We start from the raw sequence: 14,494 nt of genomic DNA on the forward strand, positions 1-14,494 counted from the left end.
CTATAAACTTATGGTAAAATAATTACTGTTGTGTATAAAAGGTTTCATAAGTAACGCGAGACATCCTCTACAAAAGGGATTCTTCCTTTAGTAGATAAGAAAGGAGACAATTAATGAAAAATATTTATTACACAAGTTACTTTGCGTTTTTATCTATTATTTTGTTTACAGTCGCCATTACATTGAATTTATTCCAATTGACTATAAACTTCTTATCAGTATCAGGTATACTTCAACCACTTACTGATATTATGCCTGAAAAGGAAATTAGAATATTAACATTTTTAGGTATTTCATTTATTATCTTTTTAGTTTTATGTGGGTTAAAACTAATTACGGATCTATTTTGGCAGTTTGCCTTACTTTTCTTCTCAAAGGATCGTGAGGGTTTAGACCTATTGGCAAGTAAAAAATTCTCATATGTATTTATTTTAGGTGGACTATTAGCAGTTTTCTTAAATAGCTCATTATTGTATATTACAATTGTTCTTCTTGTAACGATTATTGCGTTTATCATCTTATTTCTTATTAAGCAGTCTGTTAACTTTACAGTGCTTGGTATGATTGGTTTTATTGTTTTTCAATTAGCGATTTGGTCGGTAATAGGAAGTGGCGTAATATATGCTTACTTTACATTATTTGCTGAATTTTTCACGGCATTACCATTCTAAAAAAAGAATGCGTTAGTTGTTTACAACTCCGGGATGCTTTAGAAAATAGCCTAAATAAAAAAGTAGCACTTTTGATATTCGTCAAAAGTGCTACTTTTTTTTGTGACTTATTTTAAGTTTGTATCTTGTATAATGTTTCTCCAAATAATTTGTGGAGGTGGAACAGTGTAATTTTTAGGGATTGGTTGGCTTGGACGTTTATTCCCAATCCAAGTTCCAATTGTATAATTTGAAGTTAATCCCATAAACCATAAATTCGTATTATCATTTGTCGTACCAGTTTTACCACCAATATAATCTAGAGGCATATTAATACGACGTGCAGTACCGTTTTGAACGACAGAGTGTAACATACTTCTCATCGTGTTCGTTGTATTTGAACTATACACTCTGACAGAGGACGGATTATTTTCATAAACAACTGTACCATCTCTCAATGTAATCCTTTGAATTGCACTATTTTCATAATATACACCATCATTACCGAATGTTGTATAAGCACTTGTCATTTCTAGTGGAGACATACCAATATCGTATCCACCAAGAGCACGGCCATATTCGTATCGGTCTTTAGCTGATATCTTTTCAAATTTATATTTGTCTAAATAACGATAAGCAACACCTGGTGTAAGCTGTTCATATAATCGAACTGCTGCTGTATTATATGAATTCTGCATTGCAGTTCGTAAGGATACATCCCCATATTCTTTTCCGCTATCATTCTTCGGACAATAAGTCCCTTTACAATATTCATCAGCACTTACTTTTGTATCTGGTGTAGCGCCTAGATAGTCAATATAAGGTGCATACACAAGTAATGGTTTGATCGTAGAACCTGGTTGTCTAAAATCCTGATACGCTCGATTTAGATTTTGAGATTCATAGTTTCTACCACCAGAAAGGGCTATTATTTCGTGACTATTATTTCTTATTACGACTGCTGCTCCATCAGTATTAGTAGATAAGGTACCTTGGTTTACAGCTTTGACAGTCGCTTCTTGTACATATGGATTTAAGCTCGTATAAATACTTAACCCTTGGTTTTGTAAATAAGTGACTCTTTCATCAACGGTCTTAAGTTTTCTTAATTCTGCTTGTTGTGCAGCAGTTAATTTAGAAGTTAGGAATTTACCTTTTCGTCCAGAAAGTATTTTCTTTAATTCATAATCTACATATGAATAATAATCTGGGTATTCTTGTACTCTACTATCAGTTTTTAACTTAATTTTTTCTTTAATTGCTACGTCATATTGTTTAGCTGTTATAATTCCTTGTTCTTTTAAAATACCAAGAATTCTTTCCTGACGTTTCTTTGAATGATCAAAATTTTTAAATGGATCATACAGAGTTGGGTTATTCGGAATTGTACAAACAAAAGCAGTTTGAGCCAAGCTTAAATCTTTTACTGATTTACTAAAATATGCTTTACTTGCTGCTTCAATTCCATAATTGCGATTTGCAAAGTAAATTGTATTAATGTACATCGTTAATATTTGATCTTTAGAAAATTGCTTTTCTAGTTGAAGTGAAATTTCAATTTCTTTTACTTTTCGTTCAACTGATCGTTCATGTGTTAAATATAGATTACGAGCAAGCTGCTGTGTAATTGTACTAGCTCCTTGTTCTATTCCACTATTTGAGACATTTACCATCATTGCCCTTGCGACACCAAAAAGATCTACCCCTTTGTGAGAATAAAAGTATCGATCTTCTGTTGAAATAAAAATATCTTTAACAAGTTGAGGAATTTCACTACTTTTTAAATTAATTCTATTCTCACCAGAACCTGGAATGTAAAAAGGTTTGTTATTTCGGTCGTAAAAAATACTATTTTGCGACAGTGAAATGACTGGCAGTTCTTCAACTGTTTTCTTAGGAATATTTTTGGAGTTCTCGTATGCAAACAAGGCTTTCTCAGATGTGAAATAAAAGACAAGAAAGCTTATTATAATAAAGATAAAACCAATAATTTTTCTCATAATAGCCCTCTATATACTTTCGTGTTTTTTGATTCGCTAAATACTATTTAAACGAACGTATATTATTTTAACATGAAATTTCATTTAGTTGGTCACTCTTTGTTATTTTTTACACAATGCTGATATATTAATTTAATAAGCAAATATTATGAAAAATAGATATCATACTTGAATAATCACTTAGCATATAAGACAATAGTAAAAAATCAGAAAATATTTATTTTTTCAGGAGGTGAGGAAATGAAAGAGCAGTTCTTGTTTATTGATTTTGAATTTACAATGCCAGATGGTCGATCTAAGGGAATCAAATTTTATCCTGAAATTATTGAAGTAGGTTTTGTAAGTGTCGTTAATGAAGAAATCAACCAGACCTATTCCTCATTTGTGAAACCGATTCAATTTCCGACCTTATCCTCAAGATGTAAAAGATTTTTAAATATTTCACAGAAAAATGTTGATCAAGGTATCCAGCTTAAGGAGCTTGCAGAAAAACTAAATGATGCAACTAGTAGGTACAATACGACCGTTATTACTTGGGGGAATATGGATATGAGAGTACTAAAGCATAACTGTGATGCTGCTAATATTCCATTTCCAATTAAAGGAGAATTAAGAGACCTTTGTCTGGAGTATAAGACCTTTTTTGGTAATCAAAATCAAACAGGATTATGGAATGCTATGAAGGAATACGGGAAAGATGGAACAGGGAATCATCATAAAGCATTAGATGATGCACTAACAACTTATCATATTTTTAAATTAGTAGAAAAAGATAAACAATATATGAAGAAGCCTGCACCTGCTACTATTGGTGATATCGTTGATTTTTCTTCATTTAAAAAAAGAATATCTTCCTATTAAAAACCAATTGAAAATCAATCAATTGGTTTTTATTTTGGTTATTACTATGCTTATGTTCCATAAATAAGTATAATTGGCAGTGGGAGTGATATAGCTATGATGGAATTCTTGTATTTTCCAGAGGATAAAACAGAGTATATACCTGCTGTTATTTCTCTAATTATTTTTATGATTGGTGCCTTTGCAACTTTTTATTTAATTAAAAGAGCATCTTTAAAAGAAGAGAAACGATTAATGGAAATTGATGAAAAAAACAAGTCAAACGAATAAATTCTTTTAAAATGGAGACTTACTATATAAGGTCTCTTTTTTTTGAATGACATATCACATTTTCATCACATTTATCTGTTAATCTTTTTATGGAAGAAATTTAGGAGGCAATACATATGAAAAAAGTACTTAGTGTATTAATTGCATGTATGATGATTACAGTCGGATGTTCAAATGGGAAAGAAAAAGAGCAAGAAGTTGAAAAACCATTAGATGTTTCTATTCTTTTACCAACGGCTGATATAAATGTTAATAAAGAGATCACGTTCCGAGCGGAAGTTACACAAAATAAAAAAGTTGTTTCAGATGCAGACGAAGTTCAATTCGAAATTGGTAAGCAAGGCGAAGATAGTTTAGCAATGCTTGAAGCAGAAAATGGTGCTGATGGCATTTACTCAGCTAAATATAAATTTACTGAGCCAGGTGATTTTTATGTTGTTGCTCATATTACTGCAAGGGATCAACATTCAATGCCTAAAAAAGACTTTAAAGTAACTGATGCTACGGCTTCTAATGATAATAATAGTACAAAAGATGACCATAGTGCTCATACAGAAGGGCATCATCACGGCGAAGTCATGATTCATTTAATGGGAACAGAAAAGATTCAAGTAAATAAAAAAAATAAATATACAATTCACATTCAAACGGATGAAGGTGAAGCATTAGACAAAGCAAATGTGCGTATTGAAACATGGAAAGACGCAAAGGGTAAACATGATTACACTGATGCAAAAGAAGTATCACCTGGTGAATACGAAGTGCAATATACGTTTAAAACGAACGGAAAGAACTTTATGAAAGTCCATGTTGAAAAAGGTGAACTACACGATCATATTGAAAAAGAAGTAATCGTTAACTAAATAAAAGACTAATGCTATCCTTTAATTATAGAATTCAATAAGGATAGCTTCTTTTTTAGATAGAAGATTAGTTGATATAAGCTTAAGTTGATATAAGGTTAAGTAATGGTGGTGATGGGCTTGAAGAAAGTATGGATCTGTATGATTGCACTATTTTGTAGCTTCGTGCTGTCGAGCTGTATGAATCATAAATTAGTTGCGATTAGTGAGAAGAAGGACTTAATTATCTCAGTAAATAAAAAAGTAGGAAGTTTAACATTTCTAAATCAAATAAACTTAAAAAAGATTACTGATTGGAATTTAAATAGAGATGTAAGTGGAGCAGCCTTACTGAATAATGGAAAGGTAATTGCTGTTTACCATCCTGAAGATCCAATTATTGATTTATATCAACTTTCATCCGGGGAGAAAATGAATAATTGGCAAAGTGAAAAAGGGATTACGAATATGCTTTCTTTAAATAGTAAAAACATGGTTGCGGTTTCTAATGGTGAAGAAAATACTATTACGTTTTTTAGCCAAAAAGGAAAAGTAGTAAAAAAACTAAAAGTAGGTAATAATCCTACATCAATGATTGAAGATCAAGTTCATAATAAGCTATTTGTGAGTTTATTTAATGAAAAAAGAGTAGTAGGAATAAATCTAGATAGCTTAAAAATAGATCAAACAATCGAGGTGCCATTAACGTCAAATGGATTATATTTAAATGAGGATTCTTCTGAGCTTTATATTGGGGGACATGGAAATGGTGAAGTTGAAAACGAAGATGTGAGAATTTTTTCTACTGTCAGTGGTGAGTTTATAAAAGCTCTTCATACACCATTAATGCCGATTTCATTCTTTCAAAATAATGATGGGGTATTTACAATTGCTCACGGAACGAATCAAATTTATAAGTTAAATCCGAATATGACAAATCAGAAAGAATTCCTAGAAGTAGGTTCTAATCCATATTCAGCAATCGGATATCAACATACAGCTTACGTGGCGAGTTATGATTTAAACAAATTGTATGAGATAAATACTTCAACAATGAAGATCACTAAAGAAGCCGCAGTGGGAAGAGGGCCTTTTCAATTATTATTAAGAGAGGGTAATCATCAATGAGTGAAAGAAAAATATTAATCGTAGATGATGAACAAGAAATTTGCCAATTAGTTGGAATGTATTTAGAGAATAATGGGTATAGCTGGCACCAGGCAAACAATGGAGAAGATGCATTAAAATTAATCAATCAATATAACTATGAACTATTAATATTAGATATTATGATGCCTATTATGGATGGGTGGACTCTTTGTAAGAAAATAAGAGAGACACGGGAAGTTCCAGTCATTTTTTTAACTGCAAAAGGGGAAGAATGGGATAAAGTGAATGGATTAAAAATGGGAGCAGATGATTATATTGTAAAGCCATTTAGTCCAGGAGAGTTAATTGCAAGAGTAGACGCCGTTCTTAGAAGAACAAAGAATCATGACGGAAGTTCGACTTTATTAAAAATAGGAAACATAGAGATTAACGAAAAAGCAAGAAGTGTTTTTGTCAATAACAAAGAACTATCACTTACCTTAAAGGAATATGATTTACTACACTTTTTTAGTAAACATCAAGATTATGTTTTCAGTCGTGAACAGATTTTAGAGAAGGTGTGGGGAATCGACTATTTTGGAACTGCTCGAACGGTTGATACTCATATTAAAACGTTAAGAATTAAACTTGGACAAGATGCGGATTATATTTCTACGGTTTGGGGTGTAGGATATAAGTTTGGGATGAATGGATGAAAAACATCATATATTCTTTTTCATTTTTACAAAAGCTATGGTTAACAATTTGTATAATCGTCATTTGCACAACAATTTTCTTTTTTCTAATGTTTCAGTTTGCATATAAACAATTATACGTTTCATATGTAAGATCTACGTTGATTCAAGAAGGTAAAAATATAGTACAGCACTATCACGAGAGTAATATAAAAGATTTTGAGAGTTTTGTATCAGAATTCGATAAGGTGTCAAATGCGAATGTATTATATGTAAGTAATCCTCGAGATTTAAGTGCATGTATTCCTTATAATGTAAGTCACCAGTCATTTATTACAGAAGATGATAGAGAAACATTATTACAAGGGAAAGTTATTACAAAAACAGGTTTTGAAGAAAGATTTAAACGCCAAATTATTGGAGTTGTTGTGCCTGTTGTGAAAAAAGAAAAGCTTGAAGGAATTATCTATTTACATTTGCCTTTAAGAAGTATTACCGATTTAATTCAGCAATCGAAATGGATCTTTTTTGTGAGTGCACTTATATTTGCAGTAATTGTACTAATCATAGGCAGGAGAATTATTCAGCAAATGATTAAACCATTGTCACGTATGGAACAAATTTCTTATAAAATGGCAAAAGGTGATTATACTGAACGAATACAGCATGATAGTGGGGATGAAGTTGGTAAATTAGCGATCGCATTTAATTCAATGTCAGAATCCTTACAAAAAGAAGATGAAAATAGAAAAGAATTTTTAGCAAACGTGTCTCATGAATTAAGAACTCCGCTAAGTTATGTTAAAGGCTATAGTGAAGCGATTCTTGATGGAGTAGTGAAACAAGAACAGCAAATGAAATATGTAGGCATCATTCAAAAGGAAGCGGGACGCATGCAAAGACTCGTTCGTGACTTATTAGATTTGGCAACTTTAGATGGTCAAAATATTCCTTTAAGACAAGAGCCGAATGTACTTGCCCAATTAATTGAAGATACACTCGAAACTTATACACAGATACTGAAAGATAAAAACATAATTGTGTATAAACATTTAGATGAATCAATTATTGCGAGTGTTGACCCTGATCGTTTTCAACAGGTTATTCACAATTTACTAGATAATTCAATTCGTTATACTCCTTTTGGTAAATCAATTACGATTACATTAAGACAAAGTAAAAAAGTTGTACTAGAAATTGTAGATGAAGGTAAAGGTGTTCCAGAACAGGAAATTTCTCACTTAGGTGAAAGATTTTATAGAGTAGATAAAGCAAGATCAAGAAATGAAGGTGGAACAGGCCTAGGGCTAGCGATTGTTAAGCAAATCATTGAACAACATAATGGGGACATCACTTTTATGAATATTGAGGGGCAAGGATTAAAAACAATTGTCTCTTTACCATTATTTGAATTATAAACAAACCTGAGCAAATTAGCTTCAGGTTTGTTTTTTTATTATGCAGATTAAACAAAGTTAGCGATTCGATCATAAATATGCTCCGGAATTTCTTCTGGAATTAAGTGACCAGCTTCTGGATAAGTGACTAAAATAGATTGTTTTAAATCTTGATGTAATCTTTTTCCAATTTCAAGCGGTACAACCTTATCTTTTTCTCCCCAAATTAGAAGAGTTGGAACTGAGATGTTTTGCAAATCAGTTGGACTTAAGTCCCCTTCACGATCCCGTATCATTTTCGTTAGTGCTCTAAAAATTTCATCTTGTAAAAAAGGTTCCTTGTAGCCGTTTATCATTTCTTCGTCAATTAAATTTTGATTATGAACAACTGAGTTTAGTGAATTCATAATTCCTTGCTTGGTAATTGTTCTCTTTACGTATAGATGGAAAAAAGGAAAATAAGATGAAAGTATTAAATGAGGGTTTGCTTTACCTAAATACCCCGAGCTACAAAGTAAAATGACTTTATTTACAAATTCAGGTTTCTTCTTAGCAACATAAAGGCATATTTGACCACCCATAGAATGTCCTACTAAGTTAACTTTATCTAGCTTAAGATGATCTACAAGTGAAATAACCACATTAGCAAAATTATCGTAGGAGTAAGTAAAGTTAAGGTGCTTTCCACTTTTACCAAACGGAGGTAAATCAATAACGAGTACAATATGGTCCTTTGCGATAAAAGGTATCAGTCTGCGGAAACTAAAACATGATGATAAAAAACCATGGATACATACGAACACCTTAGAATCTTTCTTATCGATATTTTGATACCCATAAAGTTCATAATAGACATCCAGTCCAAAGACTTTATAAGTAGATTGGATTGTTTCAGAATGACTCATCATCAAAACTCCTTTCTTAGATTTTGGATTATTATGTCCAAATGAAAGGAGAAAATGCTTATTTTTAATTGAGACTCTTTATATTGGACGTTAGATGAGTCTTTTCAAAGAGTATTTACCTTAAAAAATTGGTGCTCGAAAAAGAGATTTATCAAAATGTTCCTATTTTCAACGCTTTTATTTTTTTAGTTTTTCGTCAATTCTAAATAAAGAAGGAAATTTTTAAATAATAGATATAGCCCAACCTTTAAAATGACTATAATACAATAAGGGTAAATAACAAATTTATTAGAAAGTGCCATGAAGTGTTTATGTAGTTGCTTTAAAAGTTGGACTGTGTGTGCTAAAATTTATTTGGATTGAACGAAAATAGGAGTGTTTTTAATGGCACAAAACTACAATATTGGGAAAGTCTACACTGGAAAAGTAACTGGAATTCAGACGTATGGTGCCTTTATATCACTTGATCACCAAACACAAGGACTAGTGCATATATCCGAAATTATTAATGGCTATGTTCGTGATATTCGAGATTATATCTCTGTCGGGCAAACGGTGAATGTACGTGTACTGTCTATTGACGAGATGACCGGGAAAATTAGTTTATCTTTAAAAGGAGCAAGTCTTGATCAAGGGATAAATGGTGATGAGAATTTAAAACATGCGGCAAGGCTGTTAAGAGAATTAAAACCAGATGGGTTTAGTACATTGCACAAAAAGTTAAATGAATGGATCCATGTTGAAATGAAAAAAGAGAATATGACAAATTAAAAAGGAAGGGGTTTCCCTTCCTTTTTAATTTATAAATGTATTATCTAACATCGTTAGTTTCAGGATGTGTACCTAGCTCTTCAGAAGGTTTAAATAACAAGCCAAGGTTAATTAAACCTGAAATACCAACGATACCGTATATTATTCGAGCAAAGGCAGAATCTGCTCCGCCAAATATAGCTGCAACTAAGTCAAATTGGAAAAAACCAATTAATCCCCAATTTATTGCTCCAATAATTGTGAAGATAAGTGCAATACGTTGTAGAGTACTCATTAAAGTTTACCTCCTTTTTCATTACCTTCTAACATATTTTCTCTCATTCTTTTGAGATTATGTAATGAACAAAAAAATAATTTGCAATACGAATAAGTGAATGTTAAAAAATTCACAAATTTTTAAGTGTAGATACTTGCTTTGAATATTATAATTCTGTACATTGTAAAGTATAAATTATTTTAGGAGGTTTCAAATGACTTCTCATATCAAATTTGATTATTCAAAAGCGAAATCATTTTTTCAAGAACATGAACTTACATATTTAAGAGATGCAGTAAAATTATTTCATCATACGATTCATGAAAAAACAGGTGCTGGTAATGACTACTTAGGTTGGGTAGACTTACCGAATGAATATGATCAAGATGAATTTTCTCGTATTCAAAAAGCTGCGAATAAAATTAAATCAGATTCAGACGTACTTTTAGTCATTGGAATCGGTGGGTCTTATTTAGGTGCTCGAGCTGCAATCGAAATGCTTCAAAATTCATTTTTCAATATAACATCGAAGGAAGAAAGAAAAGCTCCACAAGTGTTCTTCGTTGGTAATAATATTAGTTCTACATATATGCATGATTTAATTGAACTGTTAAAAGACAAAGACTTTTCGATTAATGTTATATCTAAGTCAGGAACAACTACTGAGCCTGCAATTGCATTCCGTATCTTTAGAAAATTATTAGAAGAAAAATATGGAGCGGAAGAAGCAAAAGCACGTATTTATGCAACAACAGATAAAGCTAGAGGTGCATTAAAAACAGTAGCAGATGAAAAAGGATATGAAACATTTGTAATTCCAGATGATGTTGGCGGAAGATATTCTGTCTTAACAGCAGTAGGTTTATTACCGATTGCTGCAGCTGGATTAGATATTGAACAAATGATGAAAGGTGCCCAAAGTGCACTAAATGAATATAATTCTTCTGAGTTAGAAGATAACCAAGCGTATCAATATGCGGTAGTACGAAATGTATTATATAGCAAAGGTAAAACAATTGAGATGCTTGTGAATTATGAGCCTTCACTTCAATATTTTGGTGAATGGTGGAAGCAGCTGTTTGGAGAAAGTGAAGGAAAAGATCAAAAAGGAATTTTCCCATCTTCAGCAAACTTCTCAACTGATTTACATTCTTTAGGACAATATATTCAAGAAGGTCGTCGTGACTTGTTTGAAACAGTCATTAATGTTGAAAGTGCTCGTCATGAATTAACGATTGAACTTGAAGATAACGATTCAGATGGTTTAAACTATCTGGCAGGTAAATCTGTGGACTTCGTTAACAAAAAAGCTTTTGAAGGCACAATTTTAGCGCATGCAGATGGTGGTGTACCAAGTTTAGTTGTCAATTTACCTAAATTAGACGAGTATACTTTTGGTTATACGGTTTATTTCTTTGAATTAGCGTGTGCGATGAGCGGTTACTTGTTAGGTGTGAATCCATTTGATCAACCAGGTGTAGAAGCATATAAGAAAAACATGTTTGCACTTTTAGGTAAGCCTGGATTTGAAGAATTAAAAATGCAATTAGAAGAGCGATTAAAGTAATATAGAAGAAACCGTTGTTAATTTTTTAACAGCGGTTTTTTTATTTTCTTCCTACTAAAAGTGATAAGTTATTCAAAATTTGCTTTAATTTAACGTTCATGTTTTTTCGTTATTGGAAAATACTATCTATAAAAAGGAGGAGAAAAAGAATGTATCCTTTAGAATCAAAGATAGAAAATCAAACATTTGTATTGAACCATATCGAAGAAAAACTAAAAAGTCATGGGTTTGTTATTGGACCTAATTGGGATTTTGATCATGGTAGTTTTGATTTGTTAATGGCAAATGATCATGGTTATCAATATTTGCGTTTACCTTTTAAAGTATCATCTGGATCATTAGATATGGATGGTGCTGTTATTCAATTTAAAACACCTTACTTATTAACCCATGTTTATAATAAAGGTTTAGATGATAACATTGGGCTTGAAGGAAATGCAACAGCTTCGATCAATCAGTTCCAGGAGCCAATTGAGGCAGATGCAAATGTACCAGGAAAGTATCAAAAAAAGGGTAGGGAAATTCTCAAATTAGTTGAATCTTACTTAACTTAAGTAAAAAAAGAGCCATCCTTAGGTGAAATGGCTCTTTTTTGTATACATATGTAATTCAAACTAGAGAAATAAGTAAATCATTTTCTTCAATCTTCAACGTATTATCAGGTCTAATCATCGTGTTTTTATTTCTGACAACGCCGATAATAATTTTGTTATTGTTCATCTCTTCTATTACAATGTCATAAAAGAATTGGCCAATCATGTGTCGATCTACTTCAATCATTTTAACAGTAAAATTTTCAAGTTGGTTTGATAGTTTAAGGAGTACATCTGAATACCCTTTATGAACGATTGAACCTGCCATGACAAATGATGTTAATAAATTTACCTCAATAATTTCATCTGCTCCAGCTCTAGTTGCATTGATAACTTGATTTTTTGTTAGGATTTCAGCAATACAATTTATTGATGATGTCACACCTTTAGCTGCTATGATTGTTAAGATCGTTTGCATGTCGGCATCATGTTCATTTTTATTTTGATCAGCGGTAATTAGTATGGTATGTGCTGATCGTATATTTGCTTTTTCTAAAATAGGGTCGCTTGCTGCACTTCCCTTTACAAAATGTACTTTTTCTAAATCAGGCGGTAATAATTCTAAAGTTTCATCGATTAGTACAATATGTGTGGAGTTTGACGTCTCCCGTAATTGTTTTATGACATTTTTAACGCGTTCATTCCATCCGACTATTATGATGTGATTTTTTTTAGAAAATGTAAGTGTTCCTTTAAAATCGGCATCCTGATTTCTAAATGCCTGTGCTGAAAAAGAAATCATGTAATAGGATCCTAGTCCTGTACCAAGTAGAATTAAGACAACTGCAAAAAAACGACCGACAGGGGAGAATGGTACATAATCACCATAACCAACTGTAAATGTTGTCACTAATGACCACCAGAGTCCATCCCAAACTGTTGGGAAAGTAAATGGTTCTGCAAAGTGAATAATAACACCAAAAACAACAATCAGTGTAATTAGAATGAATGTAACTTTTAAAAGAGTATAGGATTTAAAATAGGTAGGTGTGTTACGAAATACTTTCAAATGCATTCCTCCATCACTATCTCGTAACACTTATTTTTACCAATTAAATGTAAGTTATCACTATTAAATACTTTCTATTTCAATTCCTCGAACGTTGTCGATTTGTTCAATATCGTAATAAATTTCAGTAGTTCTTCGTTTATTGAAAACTAAAAGCTTCATTTGGACAAAATGCTCGTCATTACTTAATCCTTTAATTTTAATATTTTTCACTGTAATTTCTTGTGCATTAATTTGATCAATTACAGTATTAATGTTCTCTATCCCATTAACAATCATCTTTAAAATGATATCTCGTTCTTTTAATCTCTTTGGTCCGAGTTTACTAATTAAATATGGAATCAACTCCACACTTATAATAAGTAAGCCTACGCCAGCTAAGGCCTCTAAATAAAAACCTGCCCCTACGATAATTCCAATTCCAGAAGCGCCCCAAATCATTGCAGCTGTCGTTAAACCTGCAATCGTATCATTACCTCTGCGCAAGATTACTCCCGCACCGACAAAACCAATCCCTGATACAATTTGAGCAGGTAATCGTAATGGATCCATTGTGATGTTTAAAAAATCACTACTTGGAAAATTATAAGCTGAGCTTATTGATACTATTGTTAAAAGACAACTCATAATAGAAATAACAAGACATGTCTTTAATCCAAGTGGTTTTCTTTTTAATTCTCTTTCTAGACCGATAATGGAACCTAACATGGCTGAAATGAGTAATTTAATTAAAATGTCTGGGTGTAGCTCCATAATGAAAACTCCTTTTTCTATATAGTTTATGCGTAATTCGACATCTCTTATTACTCTTCCTTTCTTAAATGAAAAAAAAATTACCTTTTTTTTAAAAAAATAGTAAAAAAGACTTGTCACGAAGAAAACATGATGTTATATTAATATACGTCGCCAAGATGACGCGACAAATTAACAAAAAGAAGTTGTAAAAATACTTCAAAAATAATATTGACTCTCAAATGTAGAGATGTTAATATAAGAAAGTCGCCAATGACGCGACAATGTGAACTTTGAAAACTAAACAAAACATGAAGTAAAACGTCAATTATTAGTTTTTTGAGCAATACAAGATTTAAACTTAACTATTATGGAGAGTTTGATCCTGGCTCAGGACGAACGCTGGCGGCGTGCCTAATACATGCAAGTCGAGCGGACTTGTAGGAGCTTGCTCCTGCAGGTTAGCGGCGGACGGGTGAGTAACACGTGGGCAACCTACCTGTAAGACTGGGATAACTTCGGGAAACCGGAGCTAATACCGGATGACATAAAGGAACTCCTGTTCCTTTATTGAAAGATGGCTTCGGCTATCACTTACAGATGGGCCCGCGGCGCATTAGCTAGTTGGTGAGGTAACGGCTCACCAAGGCGACGATGCGTAGCCGACCTGAGAGGGTGATCGGCCACACTGGGACTGAGACACGGCCCAGACTCCTACGGGAGGCAGCAGTAGGGAATCTTCCGCAATGGACGAAAGTCTGACGGAGCAACGCCGCGTGAACGATGAAGGCCTTCGGGTCGTAAAGTTCTGTTGTTAGGGAAGAACAAGTGCTAGTTAAATAAGCTGGCACCTTGAC

15 protein-coding genes and 1 rRNA gene (1 of these 16 cut by a window edge) are annotated in these 14,494 nt (G+C 32.5%); 11 read left to right on the forward strand and 5 right to left on the reverse strand.

Going from position 1 to position 14,494, the window contains the following annotated elements; translation table 11 throughout:
• The first annotated feature begins 113 nt into the window (after window positions 1–113).
• The gene (locus tag ABID96_RS03070) at window positions 114–671 is read left to right on the forward strand and encodes a DUF5366 family protein (protein WP_192603203.1); all 558 of its coding nucleotides are present in this window, start codon (window positions 114–116) and stop codon (window positions 669–671) included.
• Between the two features lie 107 nt (window positions 672–778).
• On the opposite strand, the gene ABID96_RS03075 is transcribed toward ABID96_RS03070, so the two are convergent.
• On the reverse strand, window positions 779–2,650 hold the full coding sequence (locus ABID96_RS03075; protein WP_192603202.1) for a transglycosylase domain-containing protein: 1,872 nt from the start codon (window positions 2,648–2,650) through the stop codon (window positions 779–781).
• Between the two features lie 240 nt (window positions 2,651–2,890).
• Between ABID96_RS03075 and kapD the strand changes: the two genes are divergently transcribed.
• The 6 genes from kapD (at window position 2,891) to ABID96_RS03105 (ending at window position 7,825) form a co-directional block, all read left to right on the forward strand.
• Window positions 2,891–3,511 (forward strand): 3'-5' exonuclease KapD, encoded by a 621-nt coding sequence (kapD, locus tag ABID96_RS03080; protein ID WP_192603201.1) that lies wholly within the window; start codon window positions 2,891–2,893, stop codon window positions 3,509–3,511.
• Window positions 3,512–3,607: 96 nt separating this feature from the next.
• A complete protein-coding gene (locus ABID96_RS03085; RefSeq protein ID WP_167374471.1) occupies window positions 3,608–3,781 on the forward strand; it encodes a hypothetical protein in 174 nt (57 codons plus the stop codon).
• A gap of 116 nt (window positions 3,782–3,897) precedes the next feature.
• Complete coding sequence (locus tag ABID96_RS03090) at window positions 3,898–4,644, forward strand: FixH family protein (protein ID WP_192603200.1); 747 nt, start codon at window positions 3,898–3,900, stop codon at window positions 4,642–4,644.
• A gap of 120 nt (window positions 4,645–4,764) precedes the next feature.
• Window positions 4,765–5,751 carry a YncE family protein gene (locus ABID96_RS03095; protein ID WP_192603199.1) on the forward strand — a complete coding sequence of 329 codons (987 nt, stop codon included), beginning with the start codon at window positions 4,765–4,767 and terminating at the stop codon, window positions 5,749–5,751.
• Complete coding sequence (locus ABID96_RS03100; protein WP_192603198.1) at window positions 5,748–6,428, forward strand: response regulator transcription factor; 681 nt, start codon at window positions 5,748–5,750, stop codon at window positions 6,426–6,428. Before ABID96_RS03095 ends, ABID96_RS03100 begins: the two co-directional genes overlap by 4 nt.
• Window positions 6,425–7,825, forward strand: a complete 1,401-nt coding sequence (locus ABID96_RS03105; protein WP_377896622.1) for a sensor histidine kinase — start codon at window positions 6,425–6,427, stop codon at window positions 7,823–7,825. The genes ABID96_RS03100 and ABID96_RS03105 overlap by 4 nt, the downstream gene beginning before the upstream one ends.
• A 47-nt stretch (window positions 7,826–7,872) precedes the next feature.
• Here the strand turns inward: ABID96_RS03105 and ABID96_RS03110 are convergent, their stop codons facing one another.
• Window positions 7,873–8,709, reverse strand: a complete 837-nt coding sequence (locus tag ABID96_RS03110; protein ID WP_235821490.1) for an alpha/beta fold hydrolase — start codon at window positions 8,707–8,709, stop codon at window positions 7,873–7,875.
• A 384-nt stretch (window positions 8,710–9,093) separates the two neighbouring features.
• Here ABID96_RS03110 and ABID96_RS03115 point away from each other — a divergent pair, with 384 nt between their 5' ends.
• Entirely contained in the window at window positions 9,094–9,480 is a 387-nt protein-coding gene (locus tag ABID96_RS03115; RefSeq protein ID WP_088000481.1) for a CvfD/Ygs/GSP13 family RNA-binding post-transcriptional regulator, read from the forward strand.
• A gap of 40 nt (window positions 9,481–9,520) precedes the next feature.
• Here the strand turns inward: ABID96_RS03115 and ABID96_RS03120 are convergent, their stop codons facing one another.
• A complete protein-coding gene (locus ABID96_RS03120) occupies window positions 9,521–9,754 on the reverse strand; it encodes a DUF378 domain-containing protein (RefSeq protein ID WP_088000479.1) in 234 nt (77 codons plus the stop codon).
• 196 nt (window positions 9,755–9,950) lie between these two features.
• Between ABID96_RS03120 and ABID96_RS03125 the strand changes: the two genes are divergently transcribed.
• Window positions 9,951–11,303, forward strand: a complete 1,353-nt coding sequence (locus tag ABID96_RS03125) for a glucose-6-phosphate isomerase (RefSeq protein WP_192603196.1) — start codon at window positions 9,951–9,953, stop codon at window positions 11,301–11,303.
• Between the two features lie 149 nt (window positions 11,304–11,452).
• Entirely contained in the window at window positions 11,453–11,857 is a 405-nt protein-coding gene (locus ABID96_RS03130) for a YugN-like family protein (RefSeq protein ID WP_088000475.1), read from the forward strand.
• Between the two features lie 55 nt (window positions 11,858–11,912).
• On the opposite strand, the gene ABID96_RS03135 is transcribed toward ABID96_RS03130, so the two are convergent.
• The gene (locus tag ABID96_RS03135) at window positions 11,913–12,905 is read right to left on the reverse strand and encodes a potassium channel family protein (RefSeq protein ID WP_192603195.1); all 993 of its coding nucleotides are present in this window, start codon (window positions 12,903–12,905) and stop codon (window positions 11,913–11,915) included.
• 63 nt (window positions 12,906–12,968) lie between these two features.
• Entirely contained in the window at window positions 12,969–13,658 is a 690-nt protein-coding gene (locus ABID96_RS03140) for an MgtC/SapB family protein (RefSeq protein WP_088000471.1), read from the reverse strand.
• A 346-nt stretch (window positions 13,659–14,004) separates the two neighbouring features.
• Here ABID96_RS03140 and ABID96_RS03145 point away from each other — a divergent pair.
• A 16S ribosomal RNA gene (locus tag ABID96_RS03145) occupies window positions 14,005–14,494 on the forward strand (it continues 1,060 nt past the right edge of the window).

This window comes from Gottfriedia sp. OAE603 (assembly GCF_040543965.1).
Classification (GTDB): Bacteria; Bacillota; Bacilli; order Bacillales; family Bacillaceae_G; genus Gottfriedia; species Gottfriedia solisilvae.